Source organism: Kibdelosporangium persicum (assembly GCF_013280595.1).
GTDB classification, from domain to species: Bacteria; Actinomycetota; Actinomycetes; order Mycobacteriales; family Pseudonocardiaceae; genus Kibdelosporangium; species Kibdelosporangium persicum.
In genome coordinates this window covers 101,961-124,654 of record NZ_JAAATY010000014.1, presented here as the reverse complement: position 1 = coordinate 124,654, position 22,694 = coordinate 101,961, and the positions used below count along the sequence as shown (strand labels likewise).

The window sequence follows — 22,694 nt, the reverse complement described above, 5'->3', positions numbered from 1 at the left end:
ACACATGCTCTCGTCTTGCCGCCGCCCGCGGTCACTGCGAGTCCCGGTGGACCGCGGTCGCGGCCCGGCCGGTCAGCGTCCGGCCGTCCGGGGCCCTGGTGATCGCCCGGACCGTGAAGGTAACAACCTTGCTCGCCTCGACCTGATCGAACGTCACCGAGGTCCCCTGCACCTGCTGGGTGGCGTACCCGGTCGCGGTGACCTGGTAGTACAGCAGAGTGCCGCCGTTGAGGGCCGGCCGCCGCCAGGTGAGCGTCACGTCCCGGGTCGGCCGGTCGTCCACGTCGTAGGTCGCCTTCAAGTTGCCAGGTGCCTCGGCAACGGAGACAGGCGCGGTCGGTGTCACGGCGGCAGCCGACGCACCCGGACCGGTGCCCACCCTGTTGGTCGCGGCGACGGTGAACACGTAGCTCACGCCGTTGCTCAGGCCGTTCACGGTGGTCCGGCGCGCTCCCCCACCCACGGTCATGGACCCAGTCTGACCTGTGCTGCCGCGCCAAGTCACCTGGTATGCCGTGATGTTCGCCCGGTTGTCCGGTGCGGCGCCCCAGTTCACCGTCGCGGAACCGTTGCCTGCCGCGGCCGACACCGAAGCCGGGGCACCAGGGCGACCCGCCGGGATCGGCGGAGGCGGCGCCGGTTGGCGTGGCCTTTCCGTCTGCTGCCTGGGCGGTTGTTGTTGCCTCGGGGGCTGCTGCTGCCTCGGTGGTTGCTGTTGCGTGGGCGGCGCGGGTGGCGGTGCCGCGACAGGAGCTTCCGTCGACGTACCGGGGGTCGGCGGCGGAGGCGCGGGTGGTCCCGTCGGTTCCTGTCGTTGTGCCGTGGACACGTCCCGGACGTCGCCGTCCTTGGCCACCACCAGAACCTGAGTGCCGTCACTGTCCTCGACGTACACCCGGTTGTCCTCACCACGGCTCAGCCGCGGCTGTCCACTCTTGCGCGTGACGGGCTTGGTGTCCTTGCGGACGCCTTCGGGCGTGTACGTCAACACGTTGCCGCTTTGCCTGTCCACCAGGACGACCACGTCACCTGTCGACACCGGGCCGTCGTAGTCGCCGGTGGGCAACGCGACCGTGACCGGCTTGCCTGGCGGGTTCCGTGTGTCCGCGAGCAGCAGGGTCTGCCGCTGTGGGTCCAGAATGGCCGCACGCCCGCCGAGATCGTGCGTGGCCGCCCGCGCGTTGGGCGACAGCGGCGCTCCGACCGGCACGCCCGCGCCGAGCTTGCCACCGTCGATGACGTGCAGTGTCCCGCCGAACGTGTCCACGAACACGGGCTTTTCGTCCACGATGGTCAGCGCGCCGGGGTGTCCGGCCGGGACACCGATCGGGCAGCCGGCGATCTGGCCCGCGTCCTTGGCGAGCGTGCAGATTTGGCCGACATCCTGGCGGTGCAGCCACATCGTGCCGTCGGAGGTGACGACGGGCGTGCTGACCGCGCCACCGACCGTGATGATCGTCGGCGGGTCACCGAGCCGCACGATTTTCCCGGCGTTGCGGTAGACCAGGTACGGTCCGCCGACGACCTCGATGCCGACCGGCTGTTCGTTGGCGGGCGGGCTGATGCTCTGCTGTGACGCCAGAGTCGCCTTGTCGAACTGGGTGATCGTGGCGGGCCCCACGACGTACCCGTGGGTGTCGCCCTGCACGACCTGGCTGCCCGGCTCGCCCTGCACCTCGGCGTGGGCGTCGATGTTCGTGGTCGCGCCGTCGATGTGGAACGCCACCTGCAACAGCGAGTTGAACACCCAGTGACCGCTCAGGGAAAACTGGCCGCCGGGCAACGGCGTGGCCGCCCCGGTCAGGGCGGCGACGAGCGCGCCCGCGACCAGCGCGGCGACAAGCGCGTATGACCGGCTCCGCTTCAGCACGGTTCGCAAGCTACCTCCCGGGGTTCGGGAGGGCTCCCGAACCGTCGTCTTCGCACGTCAGGTCGTGTTGAGGCGGAAGCTGTCGAACATCTCGACGGCGACCGGCCGAACCGAGTCCCACGCGGCCCGCAACGTGTTGCGGTCGGCGGCGTGCTGGGTGAACCGCAGTATGTACAGCGCACCGTCCTTCTGACCCGCGACCCGGATCATGACGTGGAACCAGACGTCACCCGACGCGGTCCGGTACTCGTACTCCAACTGGTTGTCGTTCTTGAAGTGGGGCTGGAAGTCGAGGTTCTCCCGGGCCGTGGCGACGTTCTTCTCCAGCGCCTCGATGTACGCCTTGGGCGTCGCCGTACCGCCGGCGTTGTCCCGCCGGATCTGGATCTCCGGCGCGCCGACCTTCGGGTCGGACGTCTTCCCGACGTACAGCACGTCGCTCAGCGTGTCCTGCGTCGAGTCGCTGCGGGTCCAGTCCGCCGGCACGCCGATCGTGAAGCCCAGCACCTCCCGCTGCTCGACAAGGGGCACTTTCGGCCGTGGTGGCGTGGTCGAGGTCGGCTGTTGCGGCTTCTCCTGCGCCACGGGCGGCGGCTTGCCGGTCAACGCGACCACGACGACCGCGATCGCCACCACGAGCAACGCACCGAGGCTGATCACGAGCCCGCGGTGCTTCCTGGGCGGCTTCAGCGGAATGGGATCGAGCGTGATGTCCCCGTGCACGGCCGGTGCCTGGTAGACGGGCAGCAGCGGCGGCGCGGTCCGGGTGTTCGGCGTGGTCTCGTCCACGATCGTGATCTGGTCGGACGGGACGTCGATCCAGGTCTCGGGTCCGGCAGGGGCCTTCGGCTGGTCGGTGCGCACGGTCATCGGGCCGGCGATCTTGACCAGCCGGTCGATCGCGTCGGTCGCCGCCATCCGCTCGGCCGGTTGCTTGCGCAGCAGGCCCTGGATGACCGGCCACAACCGGCCGATCCGCGGGTCCGGGTCCGGCTCACGCGACGCCGCCGCGGCCAGGGTGCTCTGGATGTCGTTGCGCTTGAACGGGGACCGGCCGACCACCGCGCTGTACAACGTGACGCCCACGGACCAGATGTCCGCCGCTCGCGTGGCTTCGCGCCCGTCGATTCGTTCCGGCGCGATGAACTCCGGCGAACCGGGCATCTGCCCGGTGCCGGTCAGCGCGGACGCGCCGTCCATCACCGCGATCCCGAAGTCGGTCAGCACGACCCGTTCGCCGTCGATCATGATGTTGCCGGGTTTGACGTCCCGGTGCAGCACGCCCCGCTGGTGCGCGGCGTCCAGCGCCCGCAGCACCTGCAGCCCCACCTGCGCGGCCTGCTCGATCGGCAGCGGCCCGTCGGTGTTGAGGATGTCGGCGAGGGACCGGCCCTCGATCAGTTCCATCACGATCCACGGCAGGCCGTCCTCGGTCACCACGTCGTGCACGGTGACGATGCCCGGGTGCCTGAGTTTCGCCGCGGCTCTCGCCTCACGGAGCATCCGCCGCACGGCCGACTCGGACTCGCCGGGTCCGTACGACTCGCGCAGCGTGAGTTCCTTGATCGCCACGTCACGGTGCAGGTACTCGTCGTGCGCACGCCACACGGCACCCATACCGCCATGGCCGATCGGCTCCTTCGCCAAGCGATAACGCCCGCCGACGAGCTTCCCCTCGCCCTCAGTCACAAAAGCAATGTACCTACCACCTCTTACGACTGATGTGTGAAAGGGGGACGTGACCTCCGGATGCGGCCGCGTGCCCCACGCCGCTGACCTCGTGGTCGACGGTCCGGCCGGCGATTCCTCGGCGCCGTACGGCCGGGCCCGGCGTGAAAAAGGGGCCCGTGCCTGCGCACGGACCCCTGCCAAGTGTCCTTATCGGACAGACTTGGCGGCGTCGAGGATCACGTCCGCCACCACCCCAGGCTCGGACACGGCGATGGCGTGCGAGCCGCCCCGCACCTCGACGACGTCACGCGCCTCGGCCCGGTCGGCCATGAAGTGCTGCGCCGCGGCCGGGATGTTCTTGTCGGCGGCCGGGATCAGGAACCACGACGGGATCTGTTTCCAGGCGGCCTTGTGCGCGCCCTCCGACAGGGCCACGTCCCGGATCGGCCGCTGGGTCGCGGCCATCAGGGCGGCCTCGTCCTTGTCGACGTCCGCGGCGAACTGGGCGCGGAACTTGTCCGGCTTGATCGACAGGTCGTTGCTGCCGTCACCCAGCGGGATCGAGTTCAGGGTCGGGCCGAGCGTGCTGCCCGGGAACTTGTTGGACAGCTCCAGCGCGGACTCACCGATCTCCGGCGCGAAGGACGCCACGTACACCAGCGCCTTGACCTGCGCGTTGCCTGCCGCAGCCTCAGTGGCGACCTGTCCGCCGTACGAGTGTCCAGCCAGGACGACCGGGCCTTCGATGCCCGCCAGCACGTTCCGCAGGTAGTCCGCGTCGCCGTGCAGGCTGCGTAACGGGTTCGCCACCGCGACGACCTGGTAACCGCGCCGCTGCAACCGAGCGATGACCCCGTTCCAGCTCGACGACTCGGCGAAGGCACCGTGCACCAGGACCACCGTCGGCTTCGGCGCCTTGTTCTCCATCGGCGCGGCCGAAGCGGCCAGCGGCAGCAGGACCGCCGTGGCGAAGACAGCGGCCGCACCCATCGCCACGAACCTCTTGATCTTGCCCATCTCAATGCCCTCCAATTAGTTTGTGCCCAACTAAGTTGTACACGACTGAAGTTAGCACCCAGGGTCGCCGCAGGAAAGGTCGTGCACGATGTAATTCAGGTCATAGCCCCACCGACCTGCGCAGGTTCCCTCGTGAGCGTTTGTCGGTGTTCTAACCCGGATAAACACTCACGAGGTGGTGGCCTCGTGGCTGCTACATTCGATGATCAGTCGGACGATGTGAGGAGTCACGGGCGTGCTCGTGGTCGAGGACGACATCTCAGGGTGAGCGGAGCCTGATCCGCGGTGGGGCACACCGCGGTGCTCAGCCATGTCCTCTTCACACTCGTAGACGAGAGCCGCACCATGTCCAAGATCGTTTGCTCTGCCCTGTCCTTTTCCTGGTTCGACGGCACCCCGGTGTTCCAGGACCTGGGTTTCACCGTCGGATCCGGCCGCACCGGCCTGGTCGCGCCGAACGGCGCGGGCAAGAGCACCCTGCTCAAACTGATCGCCGGCGAGTACGAGCCGCTCAGCGGATCGGTCGCGGTCGACGGCGTGCTCGGGTACCTGCCGCAGACGCTGCCGCTGACCGGCGAGCCGACTGTGGCGGAGGTGCTCGAGATCGCGCCGGTCGTGCACGCCCTGAGGGCCATCGAATCGGGTGACCCCAGCGAGGCGCACTTCACCGTCATCGGCAACGACTGGGACATCGAGGAACGGGCCCGCGCCGAACTCGACCGGCTCGGCCTGGGTGACGTGTCGCTCGACCGGCGGATCGGCACGTTGTCCGGCGGCCAGATCGTCTCCCTCGGCCTGGCCGCGCAACTGCTGAAACAACCAGACGTGCTGCTGCTGGACGAGCCGACGAACAACCTCGACCGGGACGCCCGGCGCCGGTTGACCGACGTGCTCGGCGACTGGAAGGGCTGCCTGCTGCTGGTCAGCCACGACCGGACACTGCTCGACCGGATGGAGCGGATCGCCGAACTGCACCACGGCGAGCTGCGCTTCCACGGCGGCAACTTCAGTGACTACGAGGCCGCCAGGCAAGCGGCGCGGGAAATCGCGGAGAAGAACCTGCGCAACGCCGAGCAGGAGCTCAAGCGGGAGAAGCGGGAGTTGCAGCAGGCCCGGGAACGTGCCGCGCGCCGGGCCGCGACCGGCGCACGGACCAATCAGGACATCCCGCGAATCATCAAGGGCGGCCTGCAACGACGGGCGCAGGAGTCCGCGGGCCGAGCGGACATCATGCACTCACAACGGCTCGACGCCGCCAAAGCCAAAGTGGACGAGGCGGACCGGGCGTTGCGGGAGGACCAGACCATCGCCCTGTCGTTGCCCGACACGACGGTTCCCGCGGGCAGGACCGTGTTCCACGGCCAGCGCATGCAGGTCCGTTCACTGTTCGGCGACGACGGCGTGGATCTGTCGATCCGCGGCCCGGAACGCATCGCGCTGACCGGCGCCAACGGCGTCGGCAAATCGACATTACTGCGCCTGATCGCCGGGCTGCTCACGCCGGACGGCGGACTGATGACCCGCGCCGAAGGCCGGGTGGCGTACCTGTCGCAGAAGCTGGACCTGCTCGACCTCGACAGGTCCACCATGGACAACCTGCAGTCCTTCGCGCCACAACTGCCACGCTCGGACATGATGAACCTGTTGGCCCGCTTCCTGTTCCGCGGCGAGCGTGCCAACCTCCCGGTCAGGGCGCTGTCCGGTGGTGAACGCCTGCGGGCGACGCTGTTGTGCGTGCTGCGCGCCGAACCCGCACCGCAACTGCTGTTGCTCGACGAGCCGACCAACAACCTCGACCTGGTCAGCGTCGAGCAACTGACCAGTGCGCTCAACGCCTACCAGGGCGCCTTCATCGTGGTCAGCCACGACGACCGGTTCCTCGCCGACGTGGGCGTGAACCGTTGGCTGCGGATGGCCGACGGCAGGCTCACCGAAACCGGTCCGGTCTAGGTCGTGTTTCGAATGTCCCGGTCGATGAGAGTCGGGATCGGGGCGGTTCCTGGCGTCGCCGCGGGATCGCCGCGAATACTGGTTGTCTTTGGGCGGTCCCGCGGTGGCGTCAGGGGCCGCATCCGGCCCGGCTATCGCGATCGGGCATTTGAAACACGGCCTAGGCCACAGCGGCAGCGGACTGGCGCACGCTCTTCATCGCCCGCGTCCATGACTCCAGCTGGTCGAACATGACCTGAACGCTGTTGTTGTGCAGCGGGGCCGGGCGGAAGACGGAGAAGTTCTCGAAGTCGGTGAACAGCGAGAAGCTGAGCTGCTGACGGACGTGCGCCAGCTGCAGCTCGCTGGATACAGCCCGCAGGTGCTCGATCGCCCGCGCGCCGCCCAGCGAGCCGTAGCTCACGAACGCGGCCGCCTTGTTGTTCCACTCGGCGTAGAGGTAGTCCAGGGCGTTCTTCAGCACACCGGATGTGGAGTGGTTGTACTCGGGCGTGACGAAGACGAAGCCGTCGTACGAGTCGATCTTCGCGGCCCACGCCTTGGTGTGCTCGTTGGTGTACTGCCCCATGGACGGCGGAATGGCCTCGTCCATGTGCGGCAACGGGTAGTCGAGCAGATCGATCAGCTCGTAGTCGGCGTCGGCCCGGGTCCCGGCCTGCTCGATGACCCAGTCGGCGACAGCTTTGCCGTTGCGGCCGGGGCGGGTGCTGCCCAGGATGACCGCGATCTTGAGATCACTCATCGGAAAATCCCCATCGATAGTTGAACTCTCACCCAAAACGTAGCATGACTTGAAAGTTCAAGCGAACCGTACACTGGTGTCATGCCCGCCACACCCGAGCCGCGCTGGCTGAACCCGGACGAGCTACAGGCCTGGCGGTCGTTCTCGCTGATGATGTCCAGGCTGACGACGGCACTGGACAGCCAGTTACAACGCGACTCCCAGCTCAGCTTCGTCGAGTACTACGCACTGGCCGGCCTGTCCGAGTCGCCGAACCGCACGATGCGGATGAGCGAGCTGGCGGTGTTCGTCAACGCGGAGCTGTCCCGGATGTCACACCTGATCAAGCGCCTGGAGAAGCGCGGCCTGGTCCGCCGCGAGCCCGACCCCACCGACGGCAGGTACACCAACGCGATCCTGACCGACGCCGGCTGGGAACACCTCGTCCGCGCGGCCCCCGGCCACGTGACGGCCGTCCGCACCCTCGTCATCGACGCCCTCGACAAATCGGCCCTCGACGCCATCAAGGCAGCCTCCGACAAGATCATCGCCCGCACCGAAGACCACTGAGCGGCTCACGCCACTCCGACGAACCCGGCAAGTTCCCGCAGATCAACCCGCACCGATCGCCGTTCACGGCGGAGCATGTCCCGCACCATGGAATGAACTCGCCGGGTGAACAGCAGTTGCTCGGGCGCCGCCGACCGTGCCGCCTGCAACGCGCTCAGCGCCTCCCGGTCGTGCTTACGCAGGTAGTGCGCCCACGCCACGGTGATCAGGTGCGAGGTCCGCCGCTCGGCCAGCTCGCGGGGAAGCCGTTCGTGCGGCACGACGGCGGCCTGCTCGATCGCACGCCGCGGATCACCGAGCTCCAGAGACAACCACACCCGATGAATCGCGATGTTCGTCGGGCCGAAGGCGAACCAGTGGTCGTTGCGGTCGCCGATGACGTCCGCCGCCTTCGAGGCTTCCGCCAGGTAGTCGTTGGCTCCCCGGTGATCACCCAAGGTGGCCGCACCGACCGCGCCTTTGAGCATCAAGGCACCGTAGACGCTGTACGCCTGCGGTGTGTCGAGTGTGGACCGCAACGCATCGGCGGCAGCAAGGGGAGCATCGGTCGATTCCATCAACCGGCCCGCATGTCGCAACACGACCGCGAGCCGCCAAGCGCCGCCAGCGATCAGCAACGGGTCCCCAGTCTGCTCCGCGGCGTACATGGACCGCTCCGCGGCCACCCACGGCAGATGCGTCTCACCAAGGCGATCCAGCATCCCCGACGTCACCCGGTACACCAGGGCTTGCAACTCGTAGGCCCGCACTCGGTCCTCTTCGGTTCGGGCGGCGTGCACCAGGTGCCAGGCGTCGGCGATCATGTCCGGAATCATCGGGGCCATATCCGACCACTGCTCGGTCTGCGAACAGACGAATGCCCGCTCGACGCGCATTCGAAGGTGCTCCGCGGACGAGACCTGATGGTCCGACACACCGATCAAAGTAGCGATACCGTCGTAGCGCAACATCGCGGCTTCAATTTCCGGAACGTAGTCCGGAGCCGTTCCGACAGATCCGCCACCAGTGGGCCGAGACCGGAACGGGCCCGGCAACAGCGCGGAAGGGCTGATCTTGAGCGCCGCCGCGACCGCGACGATCGTCGACAGTTTGTCAACCTGCCGTTGACCGTTCTCGATCTGCCGCAACCATTCGGTCGACCGCCCACCGACGAGACCACACAGCACCTGTTGCGTCATGCCTCGCCGCTTGCGGTAGTAGGCGATCCGCTCGCCGACAGTGGTGTCGTCATCAAGCCGCATACATCCAGCGTAGCGACCCAACAATTTGTTGGGGTGACACCGAATTTCGTTCCTTATCGTCCTCGGACCAGCCACAGGTCAAGGAGGGGAAGAATGACGTCTGTCGCCCAACCGGGCATCGTCGCGCCATACATCACCGAATGGAGTGAAGAGTCTTGCCTGGACCATGACCTGGTCGAGCGGCGGGGTTTCGGCATCGCCTACGCGGATGAATCAGTCGTCGACCGGGATGACGACCACGTTCTCTGGCTTCGCACGAAGTCACGTCCTCGAGAAGGACGGCCATTGTTCGGCAGAGTTCATCCATACCGGCAACGCCGAGCGATGCGCCGGATGCTCTGCCAGGTATGCGGTGGCCCATCGACATGCTCCAGAGATGGCGCGCTCTGGCTGCTCCAGGACCACCGTGAAGACTGGACAGACTGGCCCGAGCGGATGGCCGTGACCGAACCACCTGTCTGTCTGCCGTGCGTTGCGACATCGAACCGCCTCTGCCCGGCATTGCGAAAAAGCTCCGTCGTGGTTCTCGCCAAGGAATCACCGGTGGTCGGCGTCTACGGCATGGTGTACAGGAGCGGCCACCCGTCCCCCATCCCCACGGGGAAGCGGACCGTCGGCTTCGATGATCCGGCGATCCAATGGGTTGTGGCTGCCAGCCTGCTGCGGGAGTTGCGCGGGTGTTCCATCGTCTGACCGAACAGCAGGAATCCGACGAGTTCCAGCCGTCGGTTCCGCCGTCACGTTGACATCCGGCGGTGAGAGCGCTTCCATGGACGGACCCTGCAAGCCACGAATGACAGAGAGGTCAATCATGGCTCGAAAATCACGGCTGGCCTTGCTGAGCGCCGCGATCCTGCTGGTCGTCCCGCTGGCGGGCCCGGCGCAGGCGGCGATCCCGCCGACCCCGCCCGGCTGGACGCTGGCGTGGGGCGACGACTTCACCGGCCCGAACAACACGTTGCCCAACCAGAACGAGTGGATCATCGACCTGGGTCACGGCTACCCGGGCGGCCCGGGCAACTGGGGCACCGGCGAGATCCAGCGCTACACCGCCGACATCGCCAATCTCCGCCTTGACGGCACCGGCAACCTGCGGATCACCCCGCAGCGGTCGGGCAGCGGCGAGTGGACGTCCGCGCGCATCGAGACCCGGCGGTCGAACTTCAAGGCGCCCGCGGGCGGAATCCTGCGCATGGAGGGCCGTATCCAGATGCCCGACATCACGGGCACGGCCGCGCTCGGTTACTGGCCCGCGTTCTGGGCCCTTGGCGCCCCGTACCGCGGCAACTACTGGAACTGGCCGTCGATCGGCGAGTTCGACGTCATGGAGAACGTCAACGGCATCAACAGTGTCTGGGGCGTGCTGCATTGCGGCGTGAACCCGGGCGGTCCGTGCAACGAGACCAACGGCCTCGGCGCCTCCCGTGCGTGCCCTGGCAGCACGTGCCAGAGCACCTTCCACACGTACCGGTTCGAGTGGGACCGGTCGGTCAGCCCGAACCAGCTGCGGTGGTACGTCGACGGCCAGCAGTACCACACTGTGCGGCAGGACCAGATGGATGCCACGTCCTGGAACAACATGACGTCCCATCAGGGCTACTTCATCCTGCTGAACGTCGCGATGGGCGGCGCGTTCCCCAACGGTGTCGCGGGACGGGGGACTCCGGTGCCGGAGACCACGCCGGGACGGCCGATGGTGGTCGACTACGTCGCGGTGTGGACACGACCCTGACATCCGCGGGCCCGGCCCCCGTCCGGGGACCGGGCCACCGGCGGACACAGTGGACAGTGCGGTTGCCGGTTTCCACCGGACGCGCGACCGATCTCGTCGACCACAAACGGCCCATCGGGGCATGGCGCCGAACCGATCCACGGGGTAGAAATATCCATTCCCTCCATCCGTCGCCCGGCACGACGGCCAGCGTGAGAGAGCGCTCTCTCGTCAGCCGCCGAGCGGGCCTGGAGAACAGGCAGGTCGATGACGGTCGTGCACCACCGGGCGCGTGGGAGCGCTCACACGCACTTATCCAGACTGGGCCGGGCGCTGGTGCTCGGCCTCGCCCTCGTCACCGCCGCGGGCACCGCCGCCGGAGCGGACCCGCGGACCGAACGGCGCGGCGGCGCGGTGGACTTCGGTCCCAACGTCACCATTTTCGACCCGAGCATGCCGGTCGAGCAGATCCAGGCGACTCTGGACGCCACGCATGCCAAGCAGGTCGACAACGAGATGGGCACCACGCGGTACGCCTACCTCTTCAGGCCCGGCACGTACGGCACCGCGGACAAGCCGTTGCAGATCAAGGTCGGCTACTACACCGAGGTCTCCGGTCTCGGCGCGTCCCCGACCGATGTCGTGATCAACGGCAAGATCGAGGTCTACAACCGCTGCCTGAACAACGCCGGCCCGAACTGCCTCGCGCTGGTCAACTTCTGGCGCACGCTGTCCAACCTGTCGCTCAACATCAACGCCAAGGGCCAGGACGGCTGCCGCTCGTCGGCGAACTTCTGGGCGGTCTCCCAGGCCGTGTCCGTGCGGCGGGTGAACATCGCGGGCGGCGGTCTGTCGCTGATGGACTACTGCACCGACGGCCCGCAGTACGCCAGCGGCGGGTTCATCGCCGACTCCAGGCTGCCCGCCACGACGAACGGCTCGCAGCAGCAGTGGCTGACCCGTAACAGCGAGGTCGCCAGCTGGTCGAACGGCGTGTGGAACCAGGTGTTCTCCGGCGTGGTCGGCGCCCCGGACGACTCGGCCTTCCCGGCGCCGCCGTACACGACGATCGAGAAGACACCGGTCAGCCGTGAGAAGCCGTACCTGTTCGTCGACGCCAAGGGCAAGTACAACGTGCGCGTGCCCTACGCCCAGAAGAACACCAGTGGCGTCTCCTGGGCCAACGGCATGACGCCCGGCCGTACGATCCCGCTCAGCGACTTCTACGTCGCCAAGCCGGGCGACTCCGTGCACACGATCAACGCGCATCTGGCGCTGGGCAAGAACTTGCTGCTCACGCCGGGTCTGTACGACATCGCCCGGAGCATCGAGGTCAGGTGGCCCAACACGGTCGTGCTCGGCCTCGGTCACGCCACTCTCACCGCTGTGCGCGGCGCGGTCCCGCTCGAGGTCGGTGACGTCCCCGGTGTCGTGATCGCGGGTGTCACGATCGACGCGGGCCTGCGGGAATCGCCCGCCTTGCTGCGCGTGGGCAAGCGGCACGGCTGGGGCTGGAGCTCGCCGTCGAACCCGACCACGCTGTCCGATGTGTACTTCCGGGTCGGCGGGCCGCACGTCGGCAAGACCGACACCGCCCTGGAGATCAACAGTGACAACGTGTTGATCGACCACACGTGGGTGTGGCGTGCTGACCACGGCGTCGAGGGCTTCACCGACACCCAGCGGTGGAACACCAACACCGGTCGCAAGGGCGCGGTCGTCAACGGCGACAACGTGACCGCCACCGGCCTGTTCGTCGAGCACTTCCAGCAGCACAACACCACGTGGAACGGCGAGAACGGCACCACGATCCTGTACCAGAACGAACTGCCGTACGACCCGCCGACGCAGGCCGACTGGATGAACGGCAGCGTCGAGGGCTACGCCGGGTACAAGGTCGGCGACAAGGTCCGCACCCACACACTGCACGGCGGTGGCGTCTACGTGTTCAACCAGAACAACCCGCAGATCCACACGGAGAACGGGTTCGAGGTGCCGAACACGCCTGGTGTGAAGCTGCACCACATCATGACCGTCAACCTCAGCGCCGGGATCATCGACCACGTGGTCAACGGCGTCGGGGACGCGGCGGACATGACCAAGGTCGGCCAGCCGGTCTACATCAAGCAGTACCCGTAGCACGAAGACTAGGCGCCTTACAGGGCGCCTAGTCAAGCAGGCTGATGATCTCGTCGATGTCCTTGCGCAGGCGTTTGCGGTCCACTCCGGACCGTACGGCGACCCGCAGCCCGAGCCAGGCGTTGACCAGCATGGTGGTCAACGCCTCCGGCTTGGCGGTGCTGCCGACGCTGCCGTCCTGCTGGCCACGCCGGACGAGGTCGAGCAGAAAATCGCGGGTCTTGACCATGTGCCGGTCCACCTGGTGTGCGGCCTGGCTGTCGCGCGGGGCGACCTCCGTCGCGACGTTGACCAGCATGCAGCCCTTGAGGTGGGCGTTGGGCACCAGCACGGCGGAGATCAGCTCGCGAATGGCGTCACGGGCGGTGCGGGCCTTCGCCACCGTCGCCGCCCTCTCCTCCTGGAGTTCGATGTACCGGTTGACCGCCCGCATGAACAGCGCGTGCTTGTCGCCGAACGTGTCGTACAGGCTGCGCCGCCCGACGCCCATCCCCTCGACCAGGTCCTGCACCGAGGTGGCTTCGTAGCCGCGCTCCCAGAACATCTCCATCGCCCGGTCAAGGGCGACATCCGGATCGAACTCCTTGTGCCGCGCCACGAATCGCTCCTTTCCCCGAGAAGAGCCTAGAGCGCGGCGCTCAGGTTCTGCTTGGCCGACCTCGTCCTGTCGTCGCCGAGCACCTCGGCCGTGCCCGCCGCGACACCATCGAGGGCCGCTTTGGCGACGGCGGCCGGGTCGACCTTTTCCTCAGGGGCCACAAAGGACGCCATGTCAGTGTCCATGTAGGCCACGTACAGCGCCGTGAGCCCGATGCCCTTGGGCGCGAGTTCCTGGCGCAGCGCGTTGCTCATCGCCCATCCGGCTGCCTTGGCCGCGCTGTAGGCACCTCCGATGTGCACCCAGCTCAGGATGGAATGCACGTTCAGCACCGCACCGCCGCCGTTGCGTTCGATCACCGGCACGAACGCCCGCGTCGTGGCGAGCGTGCCGAAGTAGTGCGTCTCCATCTCCAGCCGGACGTTGTCGAAGTCGCCCGTCAGCAGCGACGTGTGCGTCGAGATCCCCGCGTTGTTGACCAACAGTGTGGCGTCGCTCGCGACCTTGGCCACTTCCTCGATCGAGGCCGGGTCCGTGAGGTCGAACCTGATCGGCGTGACGCCGGGGATGTCGGCGCTTTCCGGCCGGCGTACGGCCGCGTACACCTTGGCACCGCGCTCGACCAGCTGCTGCGCGAACTGACGGCCCAGGCCGCGGTTCGCTCCGGTGACCACCGCGACGGTCCTCTCGAAGTCCATGATCGTCCTTCCTGTCTCTCTCCTGCGGCCAGGATAGCTCTATTGAGAACGAACAGTGCGATATGTGCGCAGAGATGTCGAGCACATCAGCTCAAGTTGGCTGATCTATCGAGAACGATCGATGCGCTTCACGCGTGTTGGCTCCGGAGCGCACCGGTCATGCCGAAGTGGTGTCCCCACGGGTCGACAGTGCCGAGCGGAAAGAATCAGCGCGGATGACTGGAACGGGCCGCGGCGGGGAACCCTGGGCGGAGGAGATCACCAGCGTCGCGGAGGAAGCATGCCCGAATTCGGAGCCGAAGCCCCCATCGAGGACGTCGTCGAGCAGCGGATTCCGGTCGGCGACGACCGCCCCGACGTGTCCGGCGGCCCGGATTCCCCGGTCCCGGCCGAGGCCTCGGAGGCCGACGTCGCCGAGCAGGCGATGGACGCGGGCGACCGGCCCGGCCACGGCCCGCTCGGGATGAGCGACGCCGGCTGGGAGGCCTCCGAAGCGGACGTCGTCGACCAGCAGATCGAGGTCCCCGACGAGGACTTCGACCGGTAAGAGCCCGGCGGTCCTGGCGATTCAGCGACGCAGGGCGGTTTCCTGGTCCATGTGTGACAGCTTCTCCGGATTGCGTACGGCGTAAAGCCCGGTGATGAGCCCGTCGTCGATGCGCACGGCCAGAACGGTGTCGAGCTCGCCGTGCAGCTGGAAGATCAACGCCGGGTAACCGTTGACCTGCGCCGGTCGCAGCGACCAGGCGTCGTCGCCGACCTTGCTGAGCCCGCCGGCCAGCAGGCGAGCCACCTTTTCGGCACCCACGACCGGCCGTGGGACGGCCTGCTTGACTCCGCCGCCGTCGCCCAGGAAGACGACGTCCGGCGCGAGGATGTCGAGCAGGCCCTGAAGATCGCCTGTCGTGGTCGCCCGTTGGAACGCGTCGAGCGCGTCTCGGGTCTCCGCCGCGGACACGACCCCGCGCGGGCGGCGTGCCGTGACGTGCGCCCGTGCCCGGTGCGCGATCTGACGGACCGCGGCCGGGTTCTTGCCGACGGCCTCGGCGATCTCCTCGTAAGCCATGTCGAACACCTCACGCAGCACGAACACCGCCCGCTCGGTCGGCGTGAGCGTCTCCAGCACCAGCATCATCGCCATCGAAACGCTGTCGGCCAGTTCGACGTCCTCGGCCACGTCGGGCGCCGTGAGCAGCGGCTCAGGCAGCCAAGGGCCGACGTAGGACTCCTTGCGGCGGCTGAGCGTGCGCAGCCGCGTGAGCGCCTGCCGTGTGGTGATCCGGACCAGGTACGCCCGCTGGTTCTCGATGGTGTCGAGGTCGACACCGACCCACCGCAGCCACGTCTCCTGCAGCACGTCCTCCGCGTCGGCAGCCGAGCCGAGCATCTCGTAGGCGACCGTGAACAGCAGGCTGCGGTGCGTGAGGAACGCCTCGGTGGCGGCATCCGGGCGGTCTTCGGTGCCGGACATGGTTCGCTCCCCTTGGCTCGCGGTGTGTTTCCCACCAGACGCCGGCCGCCGCCGCGCTGTGACGTCCAACCGTTGTGGCGCTCGTCACGGTCGCCGTGCTGTCACAAGGACGGCGCCACCGGCATCTCGTGGTCGTCATGCAACACCACAGGTGAGGACGAAGTCATGGAACCCCGCTTCAACATGTTCGGCAACGAGTTCGCCATGAAGGTCAGCAAGCGGTTCGCCGGTCTCAGCACGGTGCTCCACCAGTCGTCGCTGCCGCAGTCCACTCAGGAGCTGGTGTCGTTGCGCGCCAGCCAGATCAACGGCTGCGCGTTCTGCATCGACATGCACACCAAGGAAGCCGCGGCGGCCGGGGAGACGTCGGTCCGGCTCAACCTGGTCGCCGCCTGGCGCGAAGCGACCGTGTTCACGGAGGCCGAGCGGGCCGCGCTGGCACTGGCCGAAGAAGGCACCCGGCTCGCCGACGCCCACGAGGGCGTGTCCGACGAGACCTGGGCCCAGGTCCGCAAGCACTACGACGACGACCAGATCGCCGCACTGGTCTTCCTGGTGGGCCTGATCAACGCGGCGAACCGGATGAACGTGATCGTGCGCAACCCGGCAGGCTCCTACGAGCCCGGCATGCTCGCCGCCATGAAGGACTGAATCCGGGCCGGATACGTCCACAACAGACGGTCCCGGGCCGGGGGCCGTCCGCGGATCGGCTGTGGGCGCGGGTTTCGCCGGGGCGGAGCACGTTTTCGTCTCCGCTGAATCCGCCCCACGCAGATCGCGACCTGATGTACGTTGCGGTCGCGATCGACGGTCGGTCGCGTGGAACAGGGGGATGCTCATGGGAAAGAGGATTCGCACCGGGCTGGTCGCGGCCGGGGTCGCCGTGGCGGCCACGCTCACGCTGGCCCAGCCGGCTTCGGCCGGTGTGGCCTTCCCGACGAAGAGGGGCTCCTACACGACCCAGTTCGGCTGCATCGACGCCGGTGAGAGCGGCGTGCTGGCCGGCAAGTGGCGCTCGTACAGCTGCAGCCACTCGGGCCACGCCTGGTGGCCGTGGGACCTCTACGCCTGAGCTGGTGAGGAGATCCCCGTCGGCCCGATCCGACGGGGACTCCTTCCGTTTCTCCAGCAGAGAATAATGTGTGGCCGCCTGCCGCGAAGGTTGTGGCCACACGGGCAGTGCAGATCCGGGGGGATGTTTTTCATGATTATTTCTGGTAAGGACAACGGCTTCAGAAGTGCGTCATCCGCACACCCGTCGCGACATGTTGCCGCGGCAGGTCACTTCGTCTGACCCGCCACGTCCATCATATGCAGGCGATCACTCCCCAGCGCCAGGTCGGCCCGTCACCCTCCACCCGAGGGCATGCCAAGGGTCGTCACATGAAAAAGCACCGCTTCGGCAGCGTCGCTTTGTTACTGGCACTACAGCACGCATTGGCTTTCGAAGCCGTTCTGCTGTTCTTCGGCAGGACGGCTTCGACGGCGGAGTTCCTTCTCTGGCTCGGAATGGTCGCTCTGCAACTCGTTGTCATCTGGCACACGAGCGTCGCGTGGTTGACCACCCGCGGACCCGATCCGGTGTCACCGCCGGGCTCCGAGCGGTGGAGCGGTGGTATCGACGTCTTCATAACCGTGTGTGGCGAGCCGATCGACGTTCTGATTCCCGTGATTCGGGCCGCTCGGGACATGGACCTCGCCCATGAAACGTGGGTGCTCGACGACGGTCCGAGCCAGGAGTTGCGCGACTGGTGCCAGGCAGAAGGCGTGGGCTATTTCTCGCGCCCCAGCAGGAGCCACGGAAAGGCCGGGAATGTGAACTACGCGCTCGCCCGCACGCAGGGTGAGCTCGTGGCGGTCTTCGATGCGGACCACCGGCCCGACCGCAGTTTTCTCAGGAAGACCGTCGGCCGTTTCGCCGATGAAAAACTGGCGTTCGTGCAGACGCCGCAAAGCTACGCCGCACGCAGGACATTGGTTGCCCGCGGCGCCAAGGAGGCGCAGTATCCCTTCTACAAGCACGTCATGCCTGGGAAGGCGAGACGGGGCGCGGCGATCTGCGTTGGCACCAACGTCGTCTTCAGGCGGGCAGCTCTGGAACAAATCGGCGGAGTGTACAGCGGAAGCCAGACCGAGGACGTCCATACGTCGCTCCGGCTCCACAGCCTGGGCTGGCGGTCGGCCTTCGTTTCGGAGCACCTGGCACGCGGGTTACCTCCCGACGATTGGCGCGCGTATCTCAGGCAGCAGCGAAGGTGGGCCCGTGGGGCGTTCGAAGTACTACTGAGCGCCCAGCTGTGGAAGCGGAGCAAGCTGACCAGCAGGCAGCGGTTGCAGTACAGCATGTTGGGGACACATTATCTGTCTTCGATCATATTTCTGCCGATGTCGATCCTTCCCGGCATCTATCTGCTCGGGCGCGTCTCGCCGCTGTCCGTTGATCCTGTGGTTCCGCTCGGGCTCATGCTTTCCGCGATGGTGACGGTCACGCTTGCGAATCGGATACAGGACGGAAGCTACGGCGTCGCAGGGGCCATTGCTCATGCGGTGGCCAGTCCTGCCCACGTCCTGGGCCTGTTGGACGCGTTGACCCGCCGAAACGTCGACTGGGAACCCACGCACGGATCAGTGGCCTCTCGCCGCCCGGCCCTCTCGTACACCGTATTTCGTGGTGCGATAGTGGTTGTCAATCTCGCGGCGATAATCGTGGGCGCAGTTATCGGTCTGGCTCGTCTTGGCCATGCCCGTCCTGCCGCGTTCCTCGGGCTGGCGGCCGCGGATGACGCATGGGTATTCGCGACAATGGCCTGGTGTTCGGCCATGGCAGTGATGTTCCTGCTGCCGTCGATCCGCCGATACCGCATCGCGCAGATGTCCCGGCGGGTGCGCTGGTGGGCCCTGGCGACATGCTGCGCTGTGCTCGCGCTGGCGGCGACGGTCGCCGAGCAGTTCTCGTCGACACCGTACGCACGACCATCCAGTCCGGCTGGACCAGCGGTGTGGCGGGAGGACTTCTCGGGTCCTGCCGGTGCGCAGCCTTCGGAGCGGGACTGGTTTTTCAGCACGGGACACCACTACCCGGGTGGTCCGCCGAACTGGGGAACCGGAGAGATCCAGGAGTACACCCGATCCCAGGACAACCTCCGCATGGACGGGGCGGGAAACCTGGAAATCGTCGCCACCGTCGACCGCGACGAGGACTACCGGTCCGCGAGGATAGAGACGCGACGCAGCGACTTCAGGCCACCGGCCGGCGGCACGCTCCGCATTCAGGCGAGAGTGAAGCTCCCCGCGGCGCGCGGCTCGTGGGCGACCTTCTGGGCCTTGGGACGTTCTTTCCGGACTGATCTGAGGTGGCCCGAGTCCGGCGAGATCGACGCGATCGAGTACCGGGGATCACGGCCTGATGAGGTGTACGGGGTACTGCACTGTCCGCAGTGTGGTGAACCGGTCGGGAAAAGGTCCCGCTATGCGGATCACGCGGGCCTGGCCGACGACTTCCACACGTACACAGTGGACTGGCGAACGCAACCGGACCGGATCGACTGGTATGTGGACGGACAGCTGTACCAGTCGATCAGCCGGGCGATGATCACTGAGCAGAACTGGGCTTTCGATCAGCCGGTGTTCTTGTTGCTCAACCTCGCGGTGGGCGGGGACTGGCCTGGGCCGCCGCACGCGTCCGACTATCCGGCCACGATGAAAGTGGACTATGTCGAGGCCAGATCGTGCCTTGGCGATTGTCCGCCCCTCCAGTGATCGCGCGCCGGTCGACGGTCGTTTCGGCCCGGCGCCGGCCTGCGGGCCCGGTCACCCGGCACAGAACCATGGACGGTGGAAGTCCGCCAACGCCACTCCTGCGAGGGAGCGGACTCGCTCCTGTGGGTGATCTCGTGCCGGGCGGCTGGGGAAACGATGGTCTCGCTGTGATCACATCACGGGCGAAAGGCTGGATCAATGCCGCACGGCAACACCCTTCCTCCAGGACAACGCCGGGTCAAGGGATTCCCCCGGTTCGGCACGCACCTCCACCGGCCTGCCCCGGCCGTCCCGGCCGACCCGGTGATCGAGGTACGCGGGGCGGTGACCGGGGAATTCGACCTTCCGCTCACGTCACTCTCGTCCCTGCCGCGCAAGGAGATCACCGCCGACTTCCACTGTGTGGCCGGCTGGACGGCGACCGGCCTGCGCTGGGAAGGCGTCTCGTTCGCGACGTTCTACCGCGCCCTGGTCGAACCGGCGCTTCCGCCCGGAACATCGATCACCCACATCAAATGCCGCGGACTCGACGGGTGGGAAGCCGCGGTGACGATCGAGGACATCCTGGCCGACGACGTACTCATCGCTGAGCATCTCGACGGCCACCCACTCGACAGTGACCACGGAGCACCGGCCCGCCTGGTCAGCCCCAGTCAGTACGGTTACATCAACGTCAAACACCTCTCCCGTATCGAGTTGCTGACCACCGCCCCCGTCATCGCCGAAGGCCCCCTGATCAGGAGTCATCCGAGGGGCAGGGTCTGGGAAGAGGAGCGACACGGTCTCCTCCCCGGACGGGTGGTACGCCCCTTCTACCGGGCTCTGATTCGCCCCATCCGGTTCCTCAGCTCCCTCGGCGCTCGCGAGAATGACAAATCGACGGTCAGGCGCGGGGTGCGGGATCGGGAGACACACGGGTAGATGACCTTCCGTGCGGGTTCGCTCGTCGGCGTTCAGGCGGAAAGGGCCGGTCCGGGTTGTGATCACGCGGTGTGGCGACGAAATGCTCCACGTGCAGCCGGTGGCCGGCGCGTTTTCGCGGCATCAGTGCCTCGACGAGTTCCGCCGGTCCGCAGCGGCAGACGGCGGCCGTACAGCGTCCGCTTTCCGGGCTTGTACGTGGACAACACGGCGGCCGTGAGCAGCATCAGCGGCGACAGTCCGGTAGCGGGGAGGATGCCGGGGAACCCAAGCTCCGAATTGACTTCGTCGGCCGGGTAACCGTCGAGGACGAGCGCGTAGCCACGGTCCAGGACCGGTTGGTAGACGACGATCGGGAGGATCATCACCGTCACGGTGAGCGCGAATTTGGCGACCACCCACCTGTGGTGCACAAGCCGCCACGCTGTGCCGAGAGCCAGCGCCAGGCCGCTGAACAGCGCCACGAAGGATGCCTTTCCCAGGAACAGGTTCTCGACGACGTACTGCGCTTCGTACAGGGAACGCAACAGCGCCCGGTCGTCGCCGACCGTGCGGGCGACCGCCGCCAGCGCCGACTGCACCGAGATGATGGCCATCCAGGCAACCGAGCCGATCACGTGCACGGTCAGGATTGCCTTGCGCAGCCGGGGAGACATGACCCGCGCGGCCTCGCGTGTCCGTCCGAAGTAGGCGTTCGACGGGGGCGTGAACGGTATCGCCGCGGCCACCGTCTGCACGATCGCGCTCGCCAGCGTCAGGCCGACCACGAGATCCGGTCGGCCGACAGAGTCGAGCAGGCTCGGCTCGGTGACGACCAACTGGCCGAACAGCAGCCAGGTCAGGCCCGCCTGCGTCGCCAGCATCACGCGCCCCCACTGCCTGCCGTGCAGGGTCATGGCGGCGAAGAAGATCATCGCCGATGACCAGACCACGGGCCAGCCGACGGTCGTCGCGCTTCCCCCCGCGGCCAGTTCAACAACCATCCCGAGCAGGAGTAGTCCGGCTGCCGCCCCGGTCAAGCCGGCCGCGATCCGCACCGTCCAATGTGGTCGATCAGTGCGCTCTGCCGTCTGCTGTCCCATGACTCACACCCACCACCGGCGAACGGCGGTCAGCCAGAGCAAACCGATCGCACAGACTCCCAGCACGGCGCCGATCACGTCGGTGACGTAGTGCTCGGCGAGCAACACCCGCGCGGCCATGGTGAGCAAAACCGCGGTGCCCTGCACCACCAGGACGGCTCGCAACCACCGCCGCGCGAACACCGCCGCGATGACCACCGCCGTCACCGCGAACGCGCCCGCGACGGAAGCGTGACCACTCGGGTAGCTGAAGGCGTCCGGCTGTCCGGCCGGTCCCGGCCGGCGGAAGACGTACTGGGACGCAACCAGGAGACCGCATGCCACCAGCAGTCCGGTGCACAGCAGCGCGTCCCTGAGCCCCAATGTTCGCCGCCGCCACGCGTGCACCGCCACCGCCGCGAGGATGACCAGACTGCCGAGCACCGTGACCGTGCTCAGGGCAAGGAGCAACCGGTGCACGGCCCTGTCCGGCACGACGACGCTGTCGGTGACCCAGCGGTCGATGACCGGCACCGAGTCTTGGACGACCAGGCCGAGAACAACAACAGTCACCGCGCAGACGACACCGGCCATCCCCGTCCAGCGGCGGGCTCGCCACGGCCGGCCGCTCGACGTGCGGTGTGACCCCGTGGACGACAGACTGCTCATGTTTCCCCCCGATTCCACGCGGTATCGGCACCGAGCAACCGCGCGATCTGGCCAAGGACCGCGGAATCCAGATCGGGCGCCAGCGACCCGCCAAGACGCGTGCCGAGCGTGACCAGGATCAACAGAGACGCGGTCGCCGACGGATCCAGATCCGGGCGGAAATCACCTTCCGCCTGCCCCTGCTTGATCAACGTGACGAGGAATTCCCGCCACCGGCGGATTCCCGGCTCCAGCAACGCCCGGACGGCATCGTCCCGGTCGGCGAACTGATGCAGTTCCTTCAGCACAGCGACGTTGCCGGGTTCTCGGCGCATTTGGCGAGCCAGCCCCACCAGCAACACACGCAATCGCTCCGCCGCGGACAACTTCTCGTCGACGTGCACCATCGGAAGCACGATCTGCTTGTGCAGAGCACGCTCGAGCACCGCCCGAATAAGGTCGATCTTGTTCGGGAAGTGGTAATGCAGGCTGGCGTGGGTGATGCCCACGGCCGCCGCGACCTCCCGCGTCCGCAACGCACCGACGCCACGCTGGGCGATGACGGCCATTGCGGCAGTCACCAGCTGCTCACGCCGTTCCCCGTGCCGGCCTCGGGTCGCCACAACACCTCCCGGTCCACCCTGCATC

General features: G+C 67.4%; 21 protein-coding genes. 10 read left to right on the top strand and 11 right to left on the bottom strand.

The genetic code is table 11. From position 1 onward, the window contains the following. Positions 1 to 31: 31 nt before the first annotated feature. From GC106_RS24570 to GC106_RS24560, 3 genes are all read right to left on the bottom strand, one after another. The gene (locus tag GC106_RS24570; RefSeq protein WP_173135176.1) at positions 32 to 1,870 is read right to left on the bottom strand and encodes a fibronectin type III domain-containing protein; all 1,839 of its coding nucleotides are present in this window, start codon (positions 1,868 to 1,870) and stop codon (positions 32 to 34) included. Between the two features lie 57 nt (positions 1,871 to 1,927). Further along, the gene (locus tag GC106_RS24565; RefSeq protein WP_173135174.1) at positions 1,928 to 3,559 is read right to left on the bottom strand and encodes a serine/threonine-protein kinase; all 1,632 of its coding nucleotides are present in this window, start codon (positions 3,557 to 3,559) and stop codon (positions 1,928 to 1,930) included. A 189-nt stretch (positions 3,560 to 3,748) separates the two neighbouring features. Continuing rightward, positions 3,749 to 4,468, bottom strand: coding sequence for an alpha/beta fold hydrolase (locus GC106_RS24560; RefSeq protein WP_217280923.1), 720 nt, complete (start codon positions 4,466 to 4,468; stop codon positions 3,749 to 3,751). Positions 4,469 to 4,903: 435 nt separating this feature from the next. On the opposite strand from GC106_RS24560, the gene GC106_RS24555 reads away from it, so the two are divergent. After that, the gene (locus GC106_RS24555) at positions 4,904 to 6,508 is read left to right on the top strand and encodes an ABC-F family ATP-binding cassette domain-containing protein (RefSeq protein WP_173135168.1); all 1,605 of its coding nucleotides are present in this window, start codon (positions 4,904 to 4,906) and stop codon (positions 6,506 to 6,508) included. A gap of 160 nt (positions 6,509 to 6,668) precedes the next feature. On the opposite strand, the gene GC106_RS24550 is transcribed toward GC106_RS24555, so the two are convergent. Then, positions 6,669 to 7,250, bottom strand: a complete 582-nt coding sequence (locus GC106_RS24550) for an NADPH-dependent FMN reductase (protein ID WP_173135164.1) — start codon at positions 7,248 to 7,250, stop codon at positions 6,669 to 6,671. A gap of 81 nt (positions 7,251 to 7,331) precedes the next feature. Between GC106_RS24550 and GC106_RS24545 the strand changes: the two genes are divergently transcribed. Continuing rightward, positions 7,332 to 7,799 (top strand): MarR family winged helix-turn-helix transcriptional regulator, encoded by a 468-nt coding sequence (locus tag GC106_RS24545; RefSeq protein WP_173135161.1) that lies wholly within the window; start codon positions 7,332 to 7,334, stop codon positions 7,797 to 7,799. A 5-nt stretch (positions 7,800 to 7,804) separates the two neighbouring features. Here the strand turns inward: GC106_RS24545 and GC106_RS24540 are convergent, their stop codons facing one another. Next, complete coding sequence (locus GC106_RS24540) at positions 7,805 to 9,040, bottom strand: helix-turn-helix domain-containing protein (RefSeq protein WP_173135158.1); 1,236 nt, start codon at positions 9,038 to 9,040, stop codon at positions 7,805 to 7,807. Between the two features lie 93 nt (positions 9,041 to 9,133). On the opposite strand from GC106_RS24540, the gene GC106_RS24535 reads away from it, so the two are divergent. From GC106_RS24535 to GC106_RS24525, 3 genes are all read left to right on the top strand, one after another. Next, entirely contained in the window at positions 9,134 to 9,733 is a 600-nt protein-coding gene (locus GC106_RS24535) for a hypothetical protein (protein ID WP_217280902.1), read from the top strand. Positions 9,734 to 9,851: 118 nt separating this feature from the next. Further along, on the top strand, positions 9,852 to 10,772 hold the full coding sequence (locus GC106_RS24530; protein WP_246366659.1) for a glycoside hydrolase family 16 protein: 921 nt from the start codon (positions 9,852 to 9,854) through the stop codon (positions 10,770 to 10,772). 246 nt (positions 10,773 to 11,018) lie between these two features. Further along, complete coding sequence (locus GC106_RS24525; protein WP_173135152.1) at positions 11,019 to 12,890, top strand: pectate lyase-like domain-containing protein; 1,872 nt, start codon at positions 11,019 to 11,021, stop codon at positions 12,888 to 12,890. 28 nt (positions 12,891 to 12,918) lie between these two features. Here the strand turns inward: GC106_RS24525 and GC106_RS24520 are convergent, their stop codons facing one another. Both GC106_RS24520 and GC106_RS24515 read right to left on the bottom strand, forming a co-directional pair. Beyond that, positions 12,919 to 13,488, bottom strand: coding sequence for a TetR/AcrR family transcriptional regulator (locus tag GC106_RS24520; RefSeq protein ID WP_173135149.1), 570 nt, complete (start codon positions 13,486 to 13,488; stop codon positions 12,919 to 12,921). Between the two features lie 26 nt (positions 13,489 to 13,514). Next, entirely contained in the window at positions 13,515 to 14,186 is a 672-nt protein-coding gene (locus GC106_RS24515; protein WP_173135146.1) for an SDR family oxidoreductase, read from the bottom strand. A gap of 280 nt (positions 14,187 to 14,466) precedes the next feature. Between GC106_RS24515 and GC106_RS24510 the strand changes: the two genes are divergently transcribed. Beyond that, positions 14,467 to 14,733, top strand: a complete 267-nt coding sequence (locus GC106_RS24510) for an Rv3202a family protein (protein WP_173135143.1) — start codon at positions 14,467 to 14,469, stop codon at positions 14,731 to 14,733. 21 nt (positions 14,734 to 14,754) lie between these two features. Here the strand turns inward: GC106_RS24510 and GC106_RS24505 are convergent, their stop codons facing one another. After that, complete coding sequence (locus GC106_RS24505) at positions 14,755 to 15,657, bottom strand: RNA polymerase sigma-70 factor (protein WP_173135140.1); 903 nt, start codon at positions 15,655 to 15,657, stop codon at positions 14,755 to 14,757. Positions 15,658 to 15,822: 165 nt separating this feature from the next. On the opposite strand from GC106_RS24505, the gene GC106_RS24500 reads away from it, so the two are divergent. From GC106_RS24500 to GC106_RS24485, 4 genes are all read left to right on the top strand, one after another. Continuing rightward, positions 15,823 to 16,308 (top strand): carboxymuconolactone decarboxylase family protein, encoded by a 486-nt coding sequence (locus tag GC106_RS24500; RefSeq protein ID WP_173135137.1) that lies wholly within the window; start codon positions 15,823 to 15,825, stop codon positions 16,306 to 16,308. A gap of 187 nt (positions 16,309 to 16,495) precedes the next feature. Continuing rightward, positions 16,496 to 16,729: a hypothetical protein gene (locus GC106_RS24495; protein ID WP_173135135.1), complete on the top strand. Its 234-nt coding sequence runs from the start codon at positions 16,496 to 16,498 to the stop codon at positions 16,727 to 16,729. Between the two features lie 311 nt (positions 16,730 to 17,040). Next, positions 17,041 to 19,416 carry a glycosyltransferase family 2 protein gene (locus tag GC106_RS24490; protein WP_173135132.1) on the top strand — a complete coding sequence of 792 codons (2,376 nt, stop codon included), beginning with the start codon at positions 17,041 to 17,043 and terminating at the stop codon, positions 19,414 to 19,416. A gap of 198 nt (positions 19,417 to 19,614) precedes the next feature. Continuing rightward, positions 19,615 to 20,337 (top strand): molybdopterin-dependent oxidoreductase, encoded by a 723-nt coding sequence (locus GC106_RS24485; RefSeq protein WP_173135129.1) that lies wholly within the window; start codon positions 19,615 to 19,617, stop codon positions 20,335 to 20,337. 62 nt (positions 20,338 to 20,399) lie between these two features. Here the strand turns inward: GC106_RS24485 and GC106_RS24480 are convergent, their stop codons facing one another. The 3 genes from GC106_RS24480 to GC106_RS24470 form a co-directional block, all read right to left on the bottom strand. Beyond that, positions 20,400 to 21,419 carry a hypothetical protein gene (locus tag GC106_RS24480; protein ID WP_173135127.1) on the bottom strand — a complete coding sequence of 340 codons (1,020 nt, stop codon included), beginning with the start codon at positions 21,417 to 21,419 and terminating at the stop codon, positions 20,400 to 20,402. A 3-nt stretch (positions 21,420 to 21,422) separates the two neighbouring features. Further along, complete coding sequence (locus GC106_RS24475) at positions 21,423 to 21,971, bottom strand: phosphatase PAP2 family protein (protein ID WP_173135124.1); 549 nt, start codon at positions 21,969 to 21,971, stop codon at positions 21,423 to 21,425. Positions 21,972 to 22,063: 92 nt separating this feature from the next. Then, on the bottom strand, positions 22,064 to 22,669 hold the full coding sequence (locus GC106_RS24470) for a TetR/AcrR family transcriptional regulator (protein WP_173135121.1): 606 nt from the start codon (positions 22,667 to 22,669) through the stop codon (positions 22,064 to 22,066). Between the last annotated feature and the right edge of the window lie 25 nt (positions 22,670 to 22,694).

What these genes read in the sequence shown, in the direction of transcription:
- GC106_RS24525 (WP_173135152.1), top strand. Translation starts at nt 11,019, where the DNA reads ATGACGGTCGTGCACCACCGGGCGCGTGGGAGCGCTCACACGCACTTA.
- GC106_RS24555 (WP_173135168.1), top strand. Translation starts at nt 4,904, where the DNA reads ATGTCCAAGATCGTTTGCTCTGCCCTGTCCTTTTCCTGGTTCGACGGC.
- GC106_RS24485 (WP_173135129.1), top strand. Translation starts at nt 19,615, where the DNA reads ATGCCGCACGGCAACACCCTTCCTCCAGGACAACGCCGGGTCAAGGGA.
- GC106_RS24540 (WP_173135158.1), bottom strand. Translation starts at nt 9,040, where the DNA reads ATGCGGCTTGATGACGACACCACTGTCGGCGAGCGGATCGCCTACTAC.
- GC106_RS24560 (WP_217280923.1), bottom strand. Translation starts at nt 4,468, where the DNA reads ATGGAGAACAAGGCGCCGAAGCCGACGGTGGTCCTGGTGCACGGTGCC.
- GC106_RS24495 (WP_173135135.1), top strand. Translation starts at nt 16,496, where the DNA reads ATGGGAAAGAGGATTCGCACCGGGCTGGTCGCGGCCGGGGTCGCCGTG.
- GC106_RS24550 (WP_173135164.1), bottom strand. Translation starts at nt 7,250, where the DNA reads ATGAGTGATCTCAAGATCGCGGTCATCCTGGGCAGCACCCGCCCCGGC.
- GC106_RS24490 (WP_173135132.1), top strand. Translation starts at nt 17,041, where the DNA reads ATGAAAAAGCACCGCTTCGGCAGCGTCGCTTTGTTACTGGCACTACAG.
- GC106_RS24510 (WP_173135143.1), top strand. Translation starts at nt 14,467, where the DNA reads ATGCCCGAATTCGGAGCCGAAGCCCCCATCGAGGACGTCGTCGAGCAG.
- GC106_RS24515 (WP_173135146.1), bottom strand. Translation starts at nt 14,186, where the DNA reads ATGGACTTCGAGAGGACCGTCGCGGTGGTCACCGGAGCGAACCGCGGC.
- GC106_RS24480 (WP_173135127.1), bottom strand. Translation starts at nt 21,419, where the DNA reads ATGGGACAGCAGACGGCAGAGCGCACTGATCGACCACATTGGACGGTG.
- GC106_RS24535 (WP_217280902.1), top strand. Translation starts at nt 9,134, where the DNA reads ATGACGTCTGTCGCCCAACCGGGCATCGTCGCGCCATACATCACCGAA.
- GC106_RS24505 (WP_173135140.1), bottom strand. Translation starts at nt 15,657, where the DNA reads ATGTCCGGCACCGAAGACCGCCCGGATGCCGCCACCGAGGCGTTCCTC.
- GC106_RS24500 (WP_173135137.1), top strand. Translation starts at nt 15,823, where the DNA reads ATGGAACCCCGCTTCAACATGTTCGGCAACGAGTTCGCCATGAAGGTC.
- GC106_RS24530 (WP_246366659.1), top strand. Translation starts at nt 9,852, where the DNA reads ATGGCTCGAAAATCACGGCTGGCCTTGCTGAGCGCCGCGATCCTGCTG.
- GC106_RS24545 (WP_173135161.1), top strand. Translation starts at nt 7,332, where the DNA reads ATGCCCGCCACACCCGAGCCGCGCTGGCTGAACCCGGACGAGCTACAG.